This window comes from Janthinobacterium sp. PSPC3-1, assembly GCF_049896105.1.
GTDB lineage: Bacteria > Pseudomonadota > Gammaproteobacteria > Burkholderiales > Burkholderiaceae_D > Janthinobacterium.
Window position 1 is genome coordinate 17,424 of the sequence record NZ_JAFCTQ010000037.1, and the last position, 19,315, is coordinate 36,738.

The 19,315-nt window shown below is 64.9% G+C and carries 17 protein-coding genes; 6 read left to right on the forward strand and 11 right to left on the reverse strand.

Annotated elements, in window-relative coordinates:
- Window positions 1-6 precede the first annotated feature (6 nt).
- The 6 genes from tssH to ACP7B7_RS26125 all read right to left on the reverse strand — a co-directional run bounded on the left by tssH (window position 7) and on the right by ACP7B7_RS26125 (window position 6,376).
- The gene (tssH, locus tag ACP7B7_RS26100; RefSeq protein WP_308925356.1) at window positions 7-2,646 is read right to left on the reverse strand and encodes a type VI secretion system ATPase TssH; all 2,640 of its coding nucleotides are present in this window, start codon (window positions 2,644-2,646) and stop codon (window positions 7-9) included.
- Window positions 2,643-3,134 carry a type VI secretion system baseplate subunit TssE gene (tssE, locus tag ACP7B7_RS26105; protein WP_308925355.1) on the reverse strand — a complete coding sequence of 164 codons (492 nt, stop codon included), beginning with the start codon at window positions 3,132-3,134 and terminating at the stop codon, window positions 2,643-2,645. The genes tssH and tssE overlap by 4 nt, the downstream gene beginning before the upstream one ends.
- Window positions 3,135-3,205: 71 nt before the next feature.
- Complete coding sequence (locus tag ACP7B7_RS26110) at window positions 3,206-3,697, reverse strand: Hcp family type VI secretion system effector (protein ID WP_065310606.1); 492 nt, start codon at window positions 3,695-3,697, stop codon at window positions 3,206-3,208.
- Window positions 3,698-3,729: 32 nt separating this feature from the next.
- A complete protein-coding gene (gene tssC, locus ACP7B7_RS26115) occupies window positions 3,730-5,220 on the reverse strand; it encodes a type VI secretion system contractile sheath large subunit (RefSeq protein ID WP_308925354.1) in 1,491 nt (496 codons plus the stop codon).
- A gap of 1 nt (window position 5,221) precedes the next feature.
- Window positions 5,222-5,731: a type VI secretion system contractile sheath small subunit gene (gene tssB, locus ACP7B7_RS26120; protein WP_308925353.1), complete on the reverse strand. Its 510-nt coding sequence runs from the start codon at window positions 5,729-5,731 to the stop codon at window positions 5,222-5,224.
- 60 nt (window positions 5,732-5,791) lie between these two features.
- Window positions 5,792-6,376 carry a tetratricopeptide repeat protein gene (locus ACP7B7_RS26125; RefSeq protein ID WP_426078622.1) on the reverse strand — a complete coding sequence of 195 codons (585 nt, stop codon included), beginning with the start codon at window positions 6,374-6,376 and terminating at the stop codon, window positions 5,792-5,794.
- Window positions 6,377-6,666: 290 nt separating this feature from the next.
- On the opposite strand from ACP7B7_RS26125, the gene tssJ reads away from it, so the two are divergent.
- The 3 genes from tssJ to icmH are packed head-to-tail and all read left to right on the forward strand — an operon-like array spanning window position 6,667 to window position 9,428.
- Window positions 6,667-7,239, forward strand: a complete 573-nt coding sequence (tssJ, locus tag ACP7B7_RS26130) for a type VI secretion system lipoprotein TssJ (protein WP_426078623.1) — start codon at window positions 6,667-6,669, stop codon at window positions 7,237-7,239.
- 39 nt (window positions 7,240-7,278) lie between these two features.
- Complete coding sequence (tssK, locus tag ACP7B7_RS26135; protein WP_426078624.1) at window positions 7,279-8,646, forward strand: type VI secretion system baseplate subunit TssK; 1,368 nt, start codon at window positions 7,279-7,281, stop codon at window positions 8,644-8,646.
- Window positions 8,643-9,428 (forward strand): type IVB secretion system protein IcmH/DotU, encoded by a 786-nt coding sequence (gene icmH / locus ACP7B7_RS26140; RefSeq protein WP_426078625.1) that lies wholly within the window; start codon window positions 8,643-8,645, stop codon window positions 9,426-9,428. The genes tssK and icmH overlap by 4 nt, the downstream gene beginning before the upstream one ends.
- A 1-nt stretch (window position 9,429) precedes the next feature.
- Here icmH and ACP7B7_RS26145 read toward each other — a convergent pair whose 3' ends face one another.
- The 4 genes from ACP7B7_RS26145 to ACP7B7_RS26160 form a co-directional block, all read right to left on the reverse strand.
- Window positions 9,430-10,209, reverse strand: a complete 780-nt coding sequence (locus ACP7B7_RS26145; RefSeq protein ID WP_426078626.1) for an OmpA family protein — start codon at window positions 10,207-10,209, stop codon at window positions 9,430-9,432.
- Between the two features lie 20 nt (window positions 10,210-10,229).
- Window positions 10,230-11,219: a type VI secretion system-associated protein TagF gene (tagF, locus tag ACP7B7_RS26150; RefSeq protein WP_308925347.1), complete on the reverse strand. Its 990-nt coding sequence runs from the start codon at window positions 11,217-11,219 to the stop codon at window positions 10,230-10,232.
- The gene (tssM, locus tag ACP7B7_RS26155) at window positions 11,216-14,986 is read right to left on the reverse strand and encodes a type VI secretion system membrane subunit TssM (protein ID WP_308925346.1); all 3,771 of its coding nucleotides are present in this window, start codon (window positions 14,984-14,986) and stop codon (window positions 11,216-11,218) included. Before tssM ends, tagF begins: the two co-directional genes overlap by 4 nt.
- Window positions 14,987-15,205: 219 nt before the next feature.
- Complete coding sequence (locus tag ACP7B7_RS26160) at window positions 15,206-16,054, reverse strand: M15 family metallopeptidase (protein ID WP_308925345.1); 849 nt, start codon at window positions 16,052-16,054, stop codon at window positions 15,206-15,208.
- 115 nt (window positions 16,055-16,169) lie between these two features.
- Between ACP7B7_RS26160 and ACP7B7_RS26165 the strand changes: the two genes are divergently transcribed.
- Window positions 16,170-16,835 (forward strand): hypothetical protein, encoded by a 666-nt coding sequence (locus tag ACP7B7_RS26165; protein ID WP_308925344.1) that lies wholly within the window; start codon window positions 16,170-16,172, stop codon window positions 16,833-16,835.
- A 13-nt stretch (window positions 16,836-16,848) separates the two neighbouring features.
- Here the strand turns inward: ACP7B7_RS26165 and ACP7B7_RS26170 are convergent, their stop codons facing one another.
- Window positions 16,849-17,625 (reverse strand): alpha/beta fold hydrolase, encoded by a 777-nt coding sequence (locus tag ACP7B7_RS26170; RefSeq protein ID WP_308925717.1) that lies wholly within the window; start codon window positions 17,623-17,625, stop codon window positions 16,849-16,851.
- Between the two features lie 231 nt (window positions 17,626-17,856).
- Here ACP7B7_RS26170 and ACP7B7_RS26175 point away from each other — a divergent pair, with 231 nt between their 5' ends.
- A complete protein-coding gene (locus ACP7B7_RS26175) occupies window positions 17,857-18,240 on the forward strand; it encodes a hypothetical protein (protein WP_308925343.1) in 384 nt (127 codons plus the stop codon).
- A gap of 119 nt (window positions 18,241-18,359) precedes the next feature.
- Entirely contained in the window at window positions 18,360-19,298 is a 939-nt protein-coding gene (locus ACP7B7_RS26180) for an alpha/beta fold hydrolase (RefSeq protein WP_426078627.1), read from the forward strand.
- Window positions 19,299-19,315 lie beyond the last annotated feature (17 nt).

A 19,315-nucleotide genomic window follows, 5' to 3' on the forward strand; every position in this document is an offset into this window, starting at 1 on the left:
CTCCCCTCAGTGGATGGTATAGGTGAACTGGCCGTGGGCATCGGCGCCCACGTGGATGCTGGACAGCGGCAGCGCGTCGGCCATGCGCGCCAGCACCGCCACGGCGATCTCGGGCAGCACGCTGCCATTGAGTATCTGGTCGACATTGCGCGCGCCCGAATCGACTTCGGTGCAGCGCGCCAGCACCGCTTCGACCAGCGCCTCGTCATGACTGAAGCGGGCCTGGTGGTTGAGCGCGATGCGCTGGCCGATGCGCGCCAGTTTAAGCCCGATGATCTCGGCCAGCACGGCGTCGTTCAAGGGGTAGAACGGCAGCACCTTCAGGCGTCCCAAAAAGGCCGGCTTGAAGTGTTTTACCAGTTGCGGGCGCACCAGTTCCTCCAGCGCTTCGGGCGTCGGCAGGCTGCCCTCGGGCTGGTTCAGGCAGGCGGCCATCATGGCGCCCGAGCCCAGGTTCGAGGTGGCGATAATGATGGTGTTGCGAAAATCGATTTCGCGCCCTTCCGCATCATCGAGCACGCCCTTGTCGAACACCTGGAAGAACAGTTCGAGCACGTCGGGATGGGCTTTTTCCGCTTCGTCCAGCAGCACCACGCTGTAGGGCTGGCGCCGCACGGCCTCGGTCAGCACACCGCCCTCGCCGTAGCCGATGTAACCCGGCGGCGCGCCTTTCAGGCCGGCCACGCTGTGCGCTTCCTGGTATTCGCTCATGTTCAAGGTAATCAGTTTGCGCTCGCCGCCATACAGCAAGTCAGCCAGCGCCAGCGCCGTTTCGGTCTTGCCGGTGCCGGACGGACCGGTAAACAAGAACACCGCCTGCGGCTTGTTCGGATCATCGAGATTGGCGCGCGCCGTGCGCACCCGCTGCGCCACCGCATCGATGACATGATCCTGGCCCAGCACCCGTTCGCGCAGGGCCGCGTCCAGGCTCAATACGGTGCGGATCTCGTCTTTGACCATTTTGCCGAGCGGGATGCCGGTCCAGCCGGCGACGATGCCGGCCACCACCTGTGCATCGACTTCCAGTGGCGCCAGGGGGGCCTCGCCTTGCAGCGCCGCCAGTTCATGCTTCAGCGCCAGCAAGGCGCTAGCGCCCTCTTCGCCGGGGCGCTCGCGCTGCAGGCCGGCGCGCAATGCGGTGATCTGCGCCACCAGCGTTTTTTCCGCCTGCCAGCGCTGCGCCAGGGCGGCGATGGTCTGCCGGCCCTGTTCGGCGTCGCCCTGCAGTTGCCGCAACCGCGCGGTGGCCGCCTGGCCAGTGTGTTCGCCGCCGGCCTGTTCGCGCTCGAGGGCGGCGATTTCAACGGCGATGCGCTCGAGCTGGCGGCTGGCGCTTTCCAGCTGCGCCGGCGTGGCGCTTTGCCCCAGCGCGACCTGGGCGCAGGCCGTATCGAGCACGCTGACGGCCTTGTCGGGCAGCTGGCGCCCGCTGATATAGCGGTGCGACAGGCGCACGGCATCGACAATCGCTTCGTCGCGCACGCGGATATTGAAATGGCGCTCCATCAGCGGCGCCATCGCGCGCAGCATGGCACAGGCAATCTCCTCGCTGGGCTCCTCCACTTTCACCACCTGGAAACGCCGTGCCAGGGCCGCATCCTTTTCAAAATATTTTTTATACTCGCTCCAGGTGGTGGCGGCGATGGTGCGCAGGGCGCCGCGCGCCAGCGCTGGCTTGAGCAGGTTGGCCGCATCGTTCTGGCCCGCCTGGCCGCCGGCGCCGATCATGGTGTGCGCCTCGTCGATAAACAGGATGATGGGATGGACGCTTTTGCCGACTTCATCGATGACGTTTTTCAGCCGGCTTTCAAACTCGCCCTTGACGCTGGCGCCGGCCTGCAGCAGGCCCATGTCCAGCGCATGGATGTGGGCGCCCTGCAGCACCTCGGGCACGTCGCCGGCGGCGATGCGCAGGGCCAGACCTTCCACCACGGCGGTCTTGCCGACGCCTGCCTCGCCGGTAAGAATCGGATTGTTCTGGCGCCGGCGCAGCAGGATGTCGACCGCCTGGCGGATCTCGTTTTCGCGCCCGATCACCGGATCGAGCTTGCCGTCCCGCGCCAGCTGCGTCAGGTCGGTGGTGAACTGGTCTAGCGCCGGCGTCTGGCTGGCCAGGGTGGCGACGGCGTCGCCTGGCGCCTCGCTCTGCGGTGACGATGCGATGATCTCTTCCGTTGATCCGGCCGTCAGTTTGTCGGGATGGTGTTTCAGCTGCTCGACGCTGAAGCGCGCAAACAACTTGGAGCCGCGATAGGCCAGTTGCGACAGTTCCGGCTCGGTCAGCAGCGCCAGCAGCAGGTGCCGGCTGCGGATCGCCGCCGGTTGCGCCGCACCGAGCGAAGCGATCAGCCACGCATGTTCGAACAGCAGCGGCAAATGGCGCGAAAACACGGGCGTGCGCGCGCTGCCGGTCTTGAAGCTGCCGATCTCGCGGCGCAGATCCGTTTCCAGCGCCGTGATGCTGATATCGCTGCGGCGCGCGGCCACGGCGACATCGCTGCGCTCCTGTTCCAGCAAGGCCAGGAACAGGTGTTCGATATCGACTTCGTACTGGCCCAGCCCCATGCAGATACTGGCGGCGCGGGTGGCGGCCGTGCGCGCCGTGTCATTGAGTTTGGCGATCAAGGTCTTGAGGTTGTTGCTCATGCGGCGGCTCCCTTGCGGTTGATCGAATAGCGCAGCGACGATGGCTGCAGCACGGCGTCGAAATTGACGGGTTCACTGGCCTGCGCCACGGCCAGGGTGGCGCTGATGACAAAGCTGACGCGGTTGATGGAGCCGGCCTCGCGCTCCAGGCGCGCGCGCACATGGCGCAAGCGCGGCTCGTGGCGTTCGATGGCGGCGGTCAGGGCGGCGCAGATGCGGGCGCGGTCGTCACTGCTCGACAAGCACATGCCGGCGAAGTCGATCAGGCCGTAGTTGACGATGGAGGCGGCGCATTCGGGGAATCCATCGAGCGCGCCGGCCGGCAAGGCCACGCGCGTGTTGAGCAGTTCTTCGAGGTCGCGCGCCACCGCGTCCTTCAACTGTTCCACCGACAGCCGCGCCAGATTGCCGCCGGCGGCGCCCTCGCCCATCAGGCGGTCGAACAATCCCGGCACGAAACCGGCTGCTGCGTTGAATGGAGATGACATGCGGCCTCCTTGAAAAAGACGCGGCAGGCGCCGCACTGGCGCCTGCCGCGCAATGGCTCAACGCCGCGCCATCACACCACGCGGTTGGCGGCCAGGTCCCAGCCGCCCGAGGTATTGCCGCCGGCGCCGCCGGTGACTTTTTGTTGCGTGTATTTCCACTTCACTTTCGAGAACTTGAAGCCCACGTGTTCGCCCAGGATGTCGCCTTCTTCCACGTTGGGCGTGACGGCGCCGATCAGCACGTTCTCGATCTCGATTTCAAAGTACTTGACACGCTCGCCCTGGCCATCGGCACGCATGAATTCGAAGCGCGCTTTCGGGATGGTCTTGCCGGCCGAGCAGGTCTGCAGCAGCACCGGCGAGGACAGATCGGCCAGCTTGGAGATGACGATGTCCTTGTGCTCGCAGCGTTCGGCCGTGTGGCCGCCGCCGGTCGAGGCGGTGGCCGACTTGGGCTGCTCCACGCTCCAGCTGACCGATTTGCACTCGATCCAGTCCTTGTGCTTGTCATCGGTCGATTCGCCCTTGATACCGTCTATCTGCAGATATACATCGATTGCCATGGTGTGCTCCTCTGGTTGAACAAATGGATGAATCAGGAATTGGTCGACTTCGGCAACTCCGCGACCAGTCGGAGCGAAACGGACAGCTCGTCGAGCTGAAAATGGGGCCGCAAAAACGATACGGCGCGGTACACGCCGGGCCGACCCGGCACTTCGTGCACCTGCACCGACGCTTCGCGCAGCGGGAACTGGGCCTTCTGTTCCTGGCTGGCGTTATCGTCGAGCAGCACGTAGGTCATCAGCCAGCGGTTCAGGAAATCCTCGACATTGGAGGCGGCGGAAAAACTGCCGATCTTGTCGCGCATCATGGCCTTCATGTAGTGGGCGATGCGCGAAACGGCAAAGATGTATTGCAGCTGCGACGACAGCAGCGCATTGGCGTTGGCCGCCTCGCTGTTGTACTTGCGGCTTTTCTGCGTCGACTGGGCGCCGAAGAAGGCGGCATACGCCGTGTTCTTGCAATGCACCAGCGAGATGAAGCCGAGGTCCGACAATTCCTTTTCGCGACGGTCGGTGATCGCCACTTCGGCCGGGCATTTCAGGGCCACGTCGCCCTCGTCGGTCTTGAAGGTGTGGGTCGGCAGGTCGTCGACCAGGCCGCCGCCTTCCACGCCGCGGATCGCCGCGCACCAGCCGAAGTCGGAAAAGGCGCGCGTGAGCTTGCTGCCGAACGCGTAGGCGGCGTTACACCACAGGTATTTCTGATGGTCGCTGCCGTCGACTTCCTCGACAAAGTTGAAGCCTTCGACGGTGGTGCCATCGACCGGATTGAACGGCAGGCGGCCCAGGAAGCGCGGCAAGGTCAGGCCCACGTAACGCGAATCTTCGGACTCGCGGAAGGCCTTCCATTTGGCGTACTCGATGGTGTCGAACACCTTGGCCAGGTCGCGCGGCTTGCCCAGGTCGCCATAGGTTTCCAGGCCAAACAGTTCCGGCGCGGCCGAGGCGATAAACGGTGCATGGGCGGCGGCGGCGATATGCGACATCTGCTCGATGAAATACATGTCTTCGGGCTGGCGCGAGATGGCGTAGTCGCCCAGCAGGGCGGCGAACGGCGCGCCGCCGAAGGTGCCGAATTCTTCTTCGTAGATCTTCTTGAACATGCTGCTCTGGTCGAACTCCAGCGCCGACTGGAAATCCTTCACCAGCTCGCGCTTGGTGGCGTTGAACATGCGGATCTGCAGCCGCGTTCCCGTCTCGGAATTGCCGACCAGGTAGTGCAGGCCGGTCCAGCTTTGTTCCAGCTGCTGGAAGGCCGGCGAGTGCATCACTTCGCTCAGCTGGGCCGAAATCAGCTGGTCGATCTGCGCCACCCGCGCGTCCAGGGTGGCCGACAGGCTGGCCGACATCAGCATTGTGCCGTCGAGTACCTGCCCCACCAGTTCGGCGATCAGGTCGCGTGCGCGCGCATGTTCGGCGTCGGACTTGGCGACCCGGCTCTGTTCGACGATCTGGTCCAGCAGGTCGCTCGATGCCCCCGCCGCAAAGGCCGGCGAGGCCTGGATTTCTGCCTGTGCATTCATCTCAATCCTCCTTGATCGCGCGTTGCGGTTGCAGGGCGGCCAGGCTGTCGGTGTTGTTCAGCACTTCCGTCAACAGGTCTTCCAGCTTGTCGTTGCCGGCCAGTTTGTTGCGCAGGTCGGCCAGCTTGGTGCGCGCTTCGAGCAGGCGGCGCAACGGCTCGACCTGCCGCACCACCGACTCGGGACGAAAATCGCTCATGGCGCGAAAGCGCAGGTCGACCGGAAAGGTGCCGCCTTCCTCGCTCAGGCGGTTCTGTACCTGGAAGCGCGCCACCGGCTCGACGCTGCCCAGCACTTCGTCGAAGTTGTCCATGTCGATGCCGACGAACTTGCGGTCTTTCAGGCGCCGTTTCTCGACCTCGGAATCGCCGCCGAAGTCGCCCAGCACGCCGACCACGAAGGGCAGCTCCTTGTTTTCTATCGTGTCGCCGATCTCCACGTCATACGTCATCTGCACGCGCGGCGCACGCACCTGCTGCAGCCGCTTCTGGACACTGTCAGGCTTGGCCATGGGGTTTCCTTCGCAAAGTCGATGGGGAGGCGCCGCCAGGGCGCCCGATAAAAATCCTGCTTACTTCAGGCCGCTGAACGGGTCGGCGCCGCCTTTTGCCGCGGGCGCCGGTGCGGGTGCCGGCGCCGGTACGGACGATGCCGCCGCGCGCTTGCCACCAGCCGCAGGGCGCTTGGCCGGCGGCACCAGCACGTCTTCGCCGATGCTGGCGCGCAGCAGCTTGGCCAGTTCCTGCGCTTCCGAACGCAGCGAGCCATTCAGGTTGTTTTGCCGCGACAGGTCGGCCAGCGCCTTGCCGGACAAGCGCAGGCCACTGACGGCGACGATGCTGTTGGCGACCTTGTCATCGGGGTCGCGTTCGAGCGCTTCGAGCGCATGGCTGATGGCGTCGCCATACTGGCCGCGATCGAATTTCATCTGCGCCATCTGCAGCCACGGGGCCTTGTCGGCCGGGTAGGCGCTGCCTCCTTTTTCCAGCAAGGTATAGGCCTTGTCGTATTGGCCGGCGCGCGCGGCCACGTCGGCCTCGGACAGCACTTGCGCCAGGGTCGGTGCCGGCGCCGGCTTGGGGGCGGGCGGTGGCGTGGTGGTGCAGGCGGCCAGCAGGAGGGCGCCGGCCAAGCAGGCCAGGCGGGGCGGAAGCATGCGTGACTTCATCTTGAGTTTCCTTCACGTAAAGGACGCTGCCGCTAGGAAAGATGGGCGACGCCATGTGGAGGCCATTATTGATCGCGCTATTTTTTGCCAGCTTGCGCTTGATCAGCAAAGAATAAGTTCCACTCAGCCGTGCCATCAACGCAGATAAACCCTGATCTGGCGCAGGCATTTCAACCGTCAGGTATCGTGTTTGTGCCAGCGCAAACGGCCAACCGTGCCATGCGTTTAAATAGCGGCAGCACTTTATTTCCGCACGTTTACTTTTTGAGAGGCCGGCCATGTGCCCTTCCCTGCCGCTGCGCTGCGCTGCCTGCTTGCTGCTGCTGCCGCTGTCCGGCTGCGCGGGTGGCGCCATCGGCGGCCTGGCCAATGCGGCGCTGCAGATGGCGGGCCTGGCCAAGCCGGCGCCCGAAGTGCCGGAAGCGCAAAAGCCGCCGCGCAATGTCAGCATCCGCCTGCATGCCGGCCAGCGCCTGAACACCGATCCGCAAGGCCGGCCGCTGGCGCTGGTGGCGCGCATCTACAAGCTGCGCCAGAGCGCCGCCTTCGAGCAGGCGCCGTACGACAGCTTCCTGGACGCGGCCAGGGAAAAGGCGCTGCTGGGCAGCGACCTGCTCGAGGTGCAGGAAGTGCTGCTGGTGCCGGGCCAGCGCTACGAGATACAGGAAAAGGTCGGCCGCGACGCGGCCTTTATCGGCGTGGTGGCGCTGTTTCGCGCACCCGCCGCGCAGCGCTGGCGCGCCACCTTTACCGCGCCCGACGCCGAACGCGATGGCGTCACCATCGGCCTGCATGCCTGCGCACTGAGCGTCGGCGCGCAGGCGGGCCTGGCGGGCGCACGCTGCGAATAGTCTCGTCAACAATCACATCACCGACACAAGGAGAACGGCATGGCCATGGCAGCGAAAGTCCTGTGGGGAGAGGGCCAGTTCTTGCGGCCGCAGCACTTCCAGCGCCAGGATCAATATCATGAAACGCGGCTGCACCAGACCGCCAGCGCGCTGCATCCGTATGCCTGGGGCGTGGCGCACATGCACTGGGATCTCGATGCGCTGAAGACCGGCACCCTGCGCCTGCAGGCGCTGTCGGCGATCTTTCGCGACGGCGAGGTTGTTGATGCGGCCGGCGACGGCAGCGGCGGCGACAGCCTGCCGCCGCCGGTCGACCTGGCCGCGCTGCCGGCCACGCTGCAGGAAGTGACGTATTATGCCGCCCTGCCCGTGCTGAACCGCGAAGGCCTGAACTATACCGCGCAGGCCAACGGCTCCGGCGCGGCGCCCGACACCCGCTACACGCACGCCATGCGCGCCACGCCCGACCTGTTTACGGGCGCCAGCATGGCCGACGTGGCCTACCTGAAAAAGACCGTGCGCCTGATCCCCGACAGCGAAGCGCGCGGCTCCTACGACTGCCTGCCGCTGATCGCGCTGCGCCGCACGGTAACGGGTGGCTTCGAGCCGGTGCCGTCATTCATGGCGCCCAGTCTGTCGATCAGCGGCGCGCCACGCCTGCAGGACCTGCTCGAACACCTGCTCGACGCCTTGCAGGCCAAGGTGGCGGTCCTGCAAGGCCACCACCGCGAGCCGAGCCGCAATGTGATCGAGTTCCGCTCCGGCGACGTGTCGTCGTTCTGGCTGCTGCATACGGCCAGCACGGCCGCCGCCGCCCTGATGCACTATGTGCGCCATCCGGCGCTGCACCCGGAACGCCTGTACGAGGCGCTGCTGTCGCTGGCCGGCGGCCTGCTCAGCTATGCGCGCCACCATACGCTGGCCAGCCTGCCCGTCTACGACCATGCGCAGCCGGGCGCCTGCTTTGCCGCCATCGACGCCATCATCCGCGAACTGCTCGACACCGTCATCTCGTCGAAGTACTTTTCCATCGCTTTGCTTGAGGCCAAGCCGTCCTACTACCTGGGCAAGCTCGACTCGGGCAAGGTCGACCAGCACACCACCTTGTACCTGGCGATCCGCGCCGCCATGCCGGCCATCGAACTGGTCGAGATCGTACCGCTGCGCGTGAAAGTGGGCGCACCCGACGACGTGGAAAAATGCGTGCTGTCGGCCATGCCGGGCGTGAAACTGTCGCATGCGCCGCAAGTGCCGGCGGCGATTCCGGTGCGGCCCGACACGTATTATTTTGCGCTTGAAAGCCGCGGCAACTTGTATGAGCACATGCTCAAGGCGCAGTCGATCTCGGTGTATGTGCCGAGCGGCATACGCGAGCTGCAACTCGAACTGATCGCGGTGACGGCATGAGTCAGCTCATCGAACGGCGCTCGGCGCCCTCGCTGCTGGGTCCACGCGGCCCCGGTCCCGGTCCCGCCAACGTCAACGCCGGCAGCGCCCTGCTCGACCTGATGCATGAAGGCTTCTACATGCTGTTCCTGCTGAAAAACGGCAGTTCGCCCGGCGACGAACAGGGCTTCTCGGAACGCATCAACACCTTTTTGGCCGACTACACGCGCGAAGCGAAAAAGATGCGCGCAGATGACGACGATATCGAAGCGGCCAAGTATGCGTTCTGCGCCGCCGTCGATGAGATCATCCTCGCTTCGCCGTTCGATATCCGCAAGCCCTGGGAACGGCGCCCGCTGCAGCTGCTGATCTTTGGCGACCAGCTGGCCGGCGAGCATTTCTTCGACCGCCTCGACGCGCTGCGCGGCAAGGGCGCCATGCGGGTGCAGGCGCTGCAGGTCTTCCACATGTGCCTGCTCCTGGGCTTCCAGGGAAAATATGCGATCGACGGCGGCGAAAAACTCAGCTACCTGACGGCCCGCCTGGGCGACGAGATCGCCCATATCAAGGGCAAGAGCCGTGGCTTCGCGCCGCGCGCCGAGCGCCCCGACCAGGTGGTCAACAAGCGCCACAGCGACGTGCCGCTGTGGGCCCTGACCAGCATTTTCGCGCTGCTGGCCCTGTGCGCCTACCTGGGCCTGCGCGCCCACCTGACGCGCAATACGCAAACCACGCTGGCAGCTTATGCCGACCTGGTCAAGCTGGCGCCACGGCCAGCCCATTTGACGATTACCTTGCCCTGATTTACTCGGCGATCCGGAACTCGATGCGCCGGTTCCTGGCCCGGCCATCGACCGTCGTATTGCTGGCCACCGGGCGGTCCGGCCCCTGGCCCGAGGTCAGCACGGTGTCCGGCGCGATGCCCTTGCTGGCCAGGTAGTTGCGCACGGCTTCGGCACGCGCCTGGCTCAGCGACACATTGCTGGCGCGCAGGCCGGTATTGTCCGTATGACCGATCACCTCCACCTTGCGCCCCTTGAGCTTTTGCATGGCGGCCGCCATCTCGTCGAGGATGGCCAGGCCGTTTGGCGTGATGCTGGCCTGGCCGCTGTCGAACTCGATGATGCGCTTGTCGAGCGCCGCATCGAGCACGCCCTGCTCGGCAACGGCGATGCGCAAGCCATTGTTGACGGTGTAGGTGGGATTGAGGCTGGTGGCGATCTCGCTGGCGATCTGCTGGCGCTGTGCTTCGTTGGCCACTTCACCGCGCACATTGACAATGCTGCCGTCGATGCTGAGCTGGCCGCGCGTGATCAGTTTCAGATTCGGCGTCAGCAGTTTTTGCACATGCGCGTTCCAGTTGGCCGGCACCGCCACGGCGCCCACCGCCACCTGGTCGACCACCCGCTCGGCGCCATACAATTCACGCAAGCGCGCCAGCACGGCCGCCTTGGACGCTTCGTCGGCCACGGTGCCGGTCACCAGGATCTGGCCAGGCTGCGGCGAGGCGGGCGCCGGCGCCTGGGTTTGCGCATGGACGTTGAAAATTGCCGCCAGCGGCAGGAACAAGGTCAGTGGTTTCATCGCCATCCTTCAAGCAAAGTTCAAGCAAAGGTATCGTCAAACATCGCGCAGGCCGAGCGCAGCGACAGCTGCTCCTGCTGCAGGCAGGCGGACAAATGGCGCAGCGCCGGCGCCGGCGCCAGGGCGTCTTCGACCCAATCCAGCTGGTCGAGCACGATCAAGCGTTCGCCCGCCGCCTGCGGGTCGATCAGCGCGCGCAGCGCATGCGGATCGGCGCCGCAAAAACCGACCAGCAGCACCGGCGCTTCGCCCAGGTGGGCAAAGAACAGCGCCAGTTCAAAGTCCAGCGGCTGCAGGAAGGGCAGGATCAAGTGCAGCCAGAAGCTGGCCACCAGTTCGCGCAGCCCTTCATCGGCCGGCAGCGGCAGCACCAGGTTTTTTTCCAGACGTATGCTCCTGCCATGCCCGCTTTGCCGCACCGGCTGCAGCAGCATGCCCAGGCCCAGCAGCAGTTCGCGCACCGTGACGGGAAAGGTGGGCGAGGCGAGCATCGTTTGCAGCGAGTGCAAGGTCTGCGCTTGCAGGAAGCTTGACAGCCGCGCCGCATGGCCAGGATCGCCCGGGTCGACCTGCACCACCTCGCCGGCCAGCGCCAGCAGCGCCGGTGCCGGATCGGCCTGCGACAGCATGCCCGCGCACAGGCTGTCGAGGCGCTGCCACAGCGGCGACAGCACCAAAGGGCTGCAGCCGACAAAGGCGCCGGCGTCCGGCACCTCGATCGCGCTCATGGCCATGAAGGGAAAGCGGCGCTGCGACACATCGCAACTGGCCTCCAGGCGCCCGGCGATGGCGCGCCGGCTGCGCGTGCCGACAAAGGCGAAGCGCAGCGGCGCAAGCGCGTCGTAATTGAGCTTCCAGCGCGGCTCCATCGTCAGTGCGCTCATCACCTGCGCCAGCCAGTCGTCGAGCAGCTGCACCAGCGCGTGATTGTCGCAAGCCTTGACGAAGTCGCCGCGCGCGGGCAGCTTGCCAAAATAAGCGAGGCGCACGGCCTGCGGCGCGGCCGTCATGGCGCCGCTCCCGCCAGGGCCACCGGCGAGGTTCCCGCCACGCCAACGATGGTTTCCGGCAGTTGCATGCCGCGAAAGCCCTGCTCCTGTACCGCCGCCGCAGTTCCGCCCGCGGCGGCGGCCGTGGTTTCCGGGCTGCTGGTAATTTTCAGGTCGACCGCCACCGCCACCTCGCCGCGCGTCCAGCGCAATTCGAAGACGCCGGCGTCCTTGCGCTTCTTGGCGGCGGCGTCGATCATGCGCTTCAGGCCGAACTGCCCCGGTTCGTTGAACAGCTCCACCGTGCGCCCGTCAAAGGTGATGGCGGTGATCTTCGCGCCCGAACCACCTTGCGGGCCCGGATGCACCATATTGGTCCACTGGGCCGGCGTATTGCGGTAGCGTAGCTGCTGGCCGTCGATCTCCACCGTGTATTCCAGCGTGCCGGGCGCCGGCGACGGCAGGATCTGGAACACGGTCTGCGCCGCGCCGGAGGTGGCCGCCGCGCCGCCCGCGCCGAGCGGCGCGATCCAGCCGGGAAAACGGGCCACCATCTGCGGCGACAGGCTGATGCCCATGTCGGCCCAGGTGCGCGGCGCCAGCACGTCGCCGCGCCTTACCACCAGCGGCCCCATCGCGGTAGTGACGAATTTGGCCACCAGGCCTTCGGGGCCGAAGAACTGGCCGATCTCAAGGTGGCTGGCTTCGATGCGTGCATTTGGGGCAAACGGATATTTGTTCGCCAGCGAGCGCTGGAAAGGCTCGTACACCTGGGCCGACCAGGTCTTGTTCACTTCCAGTTCGGCCGGCGCCACGATCACCGCAAAGGTCTGCATCAACGGGCGCACCAGGATAGGCCGGATCGCCTGCTTCTGCGCGTCGCTCATGCCGGTCAGCATCTGCTCGTCGACCAGTTTCAGGGCGTCGGCCAGTTCGGAGCCGCTGCCTTCGAGCGTCTGCTGCATGAACTGCTTGGCGCCGGGGCCGGCGTCGCCCTGGTTCTTCAGCTGATTCAACCGGCTGCGCAATTTCGACAGCGCTTCCAGGTAGGAACGCATCAGGGAGGCATCCTTCTCTTTCGCCGCCACCAGCTTGCCGACGCCGGCAAACTCGCGCCCGATCGGCCCCATCGGTTTGTCGAGCCGGGCCGGATCGATCTGCGCGTTCAGGCCCGGGTTGGAGGTGAGCTGCGACGGCGCGCGGCGCAGGAAAGTGTCCTTCAGCCAGGCGATGATCCCGCGCTCGGCCTGGCGCAGCTGGGCGTTCTGCAGGGCCGGATTGTCCCACGAGGTTTCCTCGTAAATCGTGTTCAGGAGCTTGGCGATCGGCGACGATTGCGGGTCGCCCAGCCGGTTCATCGCCTGCACCGCGCCATCGAAGCCTTTCAGGTCGGCCACCGCCACGCCCTGCACGAACTTTTGCCATTCGCGCGCGTAATCGGCCTTGTACAGTTCCACCAGGTTTTTCTCGATCTGTTCCGGGCTGCCTTCCAGGGTCAGGTCGTCGGTGGAGGCGCTTTTCAGCACCCAGTCGGCGCTTTGCAGCTCGCGGTTGGCGGCCTCGCGGAAAGCGCCTTCGACGAATTTTTCCCAGGCCTGGCGCGTGTAGGCGCCCGAGACGGCGTGGCTGCCCAGCAGCAGGCCCTGGTCCGCCTCGCCGACGATGCGCGCCACCGTCACGCCGGGAAAGCGGGTCGAGGCGCGTGCCTTGACGTCCGCATACACGCGCTCGCGCGCCGGCATGCCGCGCACCACGCGGCGCAGGTTTTCGCGCGCCTGGTCGACCAGCGCCAGCTTCTGCTCGATGCGCGGCCACGACGGATCGCCCACCTGCGCCAGGTAAAACGTCAGCAGCCTTTCCGCGCTGCGTATCATCTGCTCGCGCGGCATGGCGCCACGATTGTTTTCCAGCCAGCCGCGCCAGAAGCGCGCCATCTGATCGTTCAAATGACTGCTTTCGGCATGGCTTTTATCGGCCAGCATCAGATAGGTTTTCAGCGCGTTGTAGGCGTCTTCGACATTGGTGGCGCTGGCCGCCTGGTAGGGTTGGCCGCCCGGCACGGCTGCGGGCGATTGCGGCGCACGCGAGGCCGGCTGCAGCTGCCCGGCATTGGCGTTCATCTCGGCCAGCAGGCCTTCCAGGCCGGCCGTCACCGGTTCGAGCATGACGTGACGGGCGCCGGCGAAATACTCTTCGCGCAGCTTGCGTTCCAGCAGTTCGCCCTGGTACAACCCCAGGCGCAGCGACCACGGGCTGTGATGCCGGTACGCGTCCAGCTGCTCGATGCGGTCCTGCAGGATCTCCAGCGCTTCCAGGCGCGATTGCAGGTCGAGCCGCTGCTCCTGCAGGCGCAGCACCTTGTTCATGTCCGCCTCGACATTGGCCACCAGCTGGCGGTTGCCCAGGTAAGACCAGCTCCAGCCGCCCAGGCAGGCGCCCAGCAGCACGGTGGCCGTGAAAAACACCGCGTACTTGAAGCGCAGCCGGTGCCGGCTGGCGTAGTTGGAGACCAGGTATTTGTCGGCAAAGATCACCTTGCGAAACAGGTCGAGCAGGAAGTAGCCATGCTGGCGCTGGCCGGCGGCCACCGGCGGCGGCGCGTAGGTGAGATCGAAGCGTTGCGCCACCTGCTGCGAGGAAGCGCTGACAGGCACGCCTTCCTGCAGCGCGCTGGTCAGATAAAAGCCGCGAAACACGGGCTGGAACTGGAACGGATTTTCCTCGAACAGGGTGGCGATAAAGGCCCGCAGCGACGGCTTGATGGCGGCAAATTCGAGCGGGAACGTAAACACCCCGGGCGGCATGGTCTTGCGCTGGCGGTGCGCCATATTGGCCAGGCTCAGTTCCGTCAGGCCGGCGTGCAGCTCGTCGAAACTCTGGTCGAAGAACGCCAGCAATTCCGGCGTCGGCAGCTTGCGCTGGTAGGGCATGGTGGCGCCCCAGGCCCGCTCGCGCTCGCTGCGTTCCGCATCCAGAAAGAACTCGGTGAAGCCGGCGATCAGATCGGCCTTGGTAAACACGATGTACAGCGGCGCGAACACTTCCAGGCGTTCGATCACGTCCTGCACCCGCTTGCGCAGGCTGCGCGCCAGCTGCATGCCGACATCCGGGTCGCCCCCCAGTTCGGCGATGCTGACGGCGATGATGATGCCGTTGATGGGCGCCTTGCGCCGGTATTTTTTCAGCAGGTCGAGAAAGCCGAACCACTCGCCACGGTGCTCCTCGACCACCGAATAACGGCCGGCCGTGTCGAGCACGATGCCGTCGGTGGTAAAGAACCAGTCGCAATTGCGGGTGCCGCCCACGCCCTGCACCACCTTGCCATCGGCAAATGGAAACTGCAGGCCGGAATGCAGGATCGCGCTGCTCTTGCCGGCGGCGGGGTTGCCGATGATCATGTACCACGGCAGTTCATACAGGGCCGCCGCGCCCGACTTGCGGCCCAGCTTGGAAGTCTTGATGGTTTCGATGGCGGCCAGCAGCCCGGTGCGCACGGCATCGACTTCGCCATCCCGCGGCGTGGCGGCCTGGGCCGCATTGGCGGCGGCGATCTCGGCCTGGTTGAGGATGGCCTGGCCCAGCGCCTGGGCGTCGCGGCGCGCGCGGCGCCGGCGCAGCAGCCACAGCGCCAGCCAGATCACGAAGGCCAGCAGCAGCAAGACCAGCGCCCAGACCAGCGCCAGTTCCAGCACTTCGGTGCCCAGGTAAAGGAACAGGGCCAGCGCCACGAAGCCGAAAATGGTCAGGTGGCGGCTATCGGTGAGGAAATTCCAGATTCGTCGCAGCATGGTGGGTCCTGGTTGAGTCCGACAAAACGGGCGCCGCCGCAAGGGCGAACCGAACCATGCTGACAGTAAAAAAGCCGTGCTTTGTTGACTTGCAACAAGTATTCCGGCCCGGGCCAACCCACCCGGCGCGCCATGCTTGACGCTGCGCAAGCATGAGTTCGCCTGAGAAAAACCGGTCGCGGCGCCGGGCTAGAATGGCTGGCGCGCAGGCCCTGGCCGTCAGTTCCCCAGCACGCCGCGCTGGCGCAGTTCCGCATGGCCGAAATCCATCATGGTCCAGCGCCCGCCCCAATGCAGGCCCACCGATTCGGCCGTCACGCCATACAAACGGTAGCCACGCATGGCCCAGGCATTTTTTTCGGAAATGATGAGTTTTCCCTCATGCATGAATGCGCAATCGGCGGCCAGGCCGTACTGGTGATAGCTTTGGAACGCCTTCGCGTTGGTCACGCTCGGCCCGGCGGCGGCCAGCTGGTTTTGCCGCGCCGGACTGCGGTAGCCTTCCAGCAGCACCATGTCATAGCCATGCATCTCCTTCATGATCTTGAACACCAGCAGCAGGCGCTGCGCAAAGTCCTGGTCCAGCAACTGCCAGTTGCGGCTGGCGCCGCCCAGCAGCGGCCGCAGCTGCGTCACCTCGGCAGTGGTAAATACCAGCGGCGGCAAGGCGGGCGGCGGCGCCAGCTGCTCGCCCTTGAGCAGGTCGCTGACCTGGTCATTGATCACATATTGCCGGTCCGCATAGCCGCGCAAGGCGATGCGGTCGCTGGCCAGCCAGGCCAGCAGTGGCGGCACCACGACCAGCAAGGCGCCACCGAGCGACAGCCAACGATGGCGCAGCAGCCACCGCCAGCCGCGCGCCACGCCATGGCCGGAACGGTGGCTAAGCTGTTGCAGCTGCCGCCACTGCGCGCCGCCGCCCTGGTTCAGCTTGCGGGCGCGGCCATGCATGCGCCAGCCCAGGTTGACCATCGCCTGCACCAGCATGGCGCGGCCCGAGGGAAACAGCAGCAGCCAGCAGGCAAACGAGGCAAGCAGGAAGTACATCAGGATCAGGGCGATCAGCATCGGACACTCCGTCAAGGGTTGCCAGCAGGTATCGCCAAATCGTAGGCGCGAGCGTCCCGGCAGGGCGCGGCATTTATCAAATGAGATCGAATTCGATCAGGTCGGAGGTACTATTTTGGCGACAAGCACAAGCACAAGCAACGATGGACGCAAGGGTGGCCCGGACCTGCTGGCCCGCGCCGGCATGGCGGACAGCCACCGTATCCTGTCGCAGCTGGAATACGGCAGCACGCCGTTTTCCGCACCGCGGCCGGCACTGCAGTGGCGGCCCGGCTGGCTGGCCATCGTCGGCGCCGTGCTGGGGATCACATTCCTGCTGCTGGCCTGGCTGGCCTACGAGGCGATGCTGGCGGCGCCGGCGCCACTGACCGTGCAGCGCAGCGCGGCGCCCGCCCCCGGGCCGTCGCCTGCGGAAATGCCCGCGCCCGCTCCGGCGGCCGCCACCATCATCAATGAAGCGCCTGCCGCCGAACCGGCGCCACCGGCTGCGGCTGCGGCGCAGCACAAGCAGCATGCGCCAGGCCGCCAGGCGGCCGCGCGCGCGACGCCCGTCAAGCCCAGGCCGGACGCCGCGGCCGGCGACAGCGACGTGACCTTGCTGGCGGCCATCGTCGCCCATGGACAACGAGCGGAGCCACCGCGCGACGTGGTGCTGCGCAAGGATGAAGAAGAAACCGCCAGCCTGCTGCAGCGCTGCCGGCAACTGGGCTTGATCGAAGGCATGCTGTGCCGCGCGCGCATCTGCGCCGGCCGCTGGGACAGCGACCCGGCCTGCCACTGAGCTTGAGATTGACTCAGCGTGCGGCGGCGATGCGTCCTTCCAGGAAAACCCGCATCAGTTCGAGCACGGCCTGCGGCTGCTCCTGGTGCGGCGTATGGCCGCATTGTTCGATCATCGCCGGCACCGCATGCAAGGCTTTCGCGACGATGGCGTCGACCTGGGCCGCGCTGCCGTACTGGTCCGCGCTGCCCTGCATCACCAGCGCCGGGCAAGTGATCGACGCCAGCAGGTATTCGATATTCCAGAATTGAAATCCATGGCTGAGCCAGGTATCCGACCAGGCCTTGAATATGGTCTGCGTCTTGTCGCCATGGTACTTCGCCAGCGCCCGCAGTTTGCCGGCGTCAAAGGCGGCATTGGCGGTGCGGATGCCGGCCAGCGTCACCGCTTCGACAAACACATGGGCCGCTTCGGTAATAATGCCGCGCAAGTGTGCCGGCTGCTGCGAGGCATGGATCAAGGCGATGCTGCCGCCGTCCGAATGGCCGATCACGATATGCTCCTGCTGCGGGATCAGGCGATCTAGCACCGCCGGCAATTCGCGCAGCGCGTAGTCGTGCAGATAATGCAGCCGGCGCGGCGCCTTCAGCGGCGACGACAAGCCATAGCCGAGCCGGTCATACAGCAAGCCGCGGCAGCCGGTGGCCTGGCATAACCGGGCGGGAAAATCCCTCCACATGGCACAGGAACCCAGGCCCTCGTGCAGGAAGACCAGCACCGGCCGCGCCGGGTCGCCGTCGATCAATTCGTAATACAGTTCGTGGTCAGGACGGAGTGTCAATATCGGCATGGGCAGGCGCATCACGATGAACAAGATCCCTGCATTGTGCCATCGGCGCACCCGGCACGCCCGCCATCGCCGTAAAAATAGCTGGCAGGAAAATGCATCTGCGACAGGTTTGTGGCAACGCAAACGTGCTGACGTCCTCACGGTGCCGCCCCGGCAGCGCACGCCTAGAATGAACCTCGCCACTCGACAGCAGACTGGCACGGAGTCCAACTCATCAACCAGGAGACCATCATGGATATACAAGAACAAAATCGTACCGGCAGCAATCTGCAGCCAGAGACCACGGACATGCCGCAGGAAGGGCAAACCGCACAAGATGCAGGCGACCAGGAGGCAACGGCAAACCTCAGCGGCGCCTCGTTCACCACCTACTATATCTGGCGCGCCAATGGCGTCCACCCCAACGTCAATTTCACGCAAGCGAGCGTGCGTGCCAATTCCCGCGTCTTCCTCAATATCAGCGAGTACGGCGCGAATGCCCAGAGCCGTTTTATCGGCGCGGCCCGCATGGCGGTGTACAACATCGCCCCGTATGACGGCGGCTTCCGCGCCTGGGTCGACATTTCCTGGAACAGCCCGCTCAATATTCGCTTCGACGTGCTGGTCGACCCCTGATGCCCAGGTAACCGCGTGAACGACAGGGCCACGTGCAGCACGTGGCCTTTTTTATCCGCTGTTGCTGCATGAAACAATCCGCGTATATTCCCAATAGGCAAGATGCTAGACTCGACATCATGATAAGAAAACACCTCACAGCCTTGTTCGTGTCGGCCCTGTTGCCGTTTGCCGCATGCCAGGCGCAAGCCGTGCACATGGAAAAGTCGCTGACGCCCGAGATCGGTGGCATCAAACAGTTCATCGACATCAAAACCGACGATACCGGCAAACCCGTGCTGCTGTTTTTATCGGGCGGGCCAGGCAGCTCGATGATACGGAATGCGGATGCGTTTACCCAACTCCTGAAAACCAGGTTTACGATCGTGCAATGGGATCAACGAGACGCGGGCAAGACCTTGCAACTCAATCCCTCACCCGTGCCGCCATCGGTGGAGCAGATGCAAGACGACACGCTGCAAGTCGTCAACCTGCTGAGAAAAGAATTCAAGCAGCAGAAAATTTATTTGTTGGGCAGTTCCTGGGGCAATGTGCTGGGATTCCATGTCGTCAAACAGCACCCGGAACTGCTGCACGCCTATTTCGCCGTCAACCCTGTCGTCAGCCAGCTGGCCAGCGAACGCGAATTGCTCGACACCTTGAAACGCCATTTCAAGGATAACCCCGTCGCCAGTGGCGAATTGGCCAAAGTCGATACCGCCTTCACCAGCGACGACGACCTGTTTTACATCAGGAAATGGCTGTTCTACAAAGACGGCATGGACTATGCAGTCAGTGACGATTTCAAGAAGATGTTTTTGGAATGGACAAAAACCTGGTCACCGGTCTGGACCAAGGTGATGACGATCGACCTGCGCGACAGCTTGCGGAAAGCGGAATGCCCGGTCTATTTTTTCGTCGGCAAAAACGATATCCAGACCTCGGCCAGCATTACCCAAGCCTATTTTAATGAATTGCAGGCGCCGAAGAAAAACCTGTTCCTGTTTGAACGCTCCGGGCATCAGATACACAAGGATGAGCCCGAAAAGCTGCAGCAAACCATTATCAGCACCCTGTAACGCAAAAAGCCCAGGCT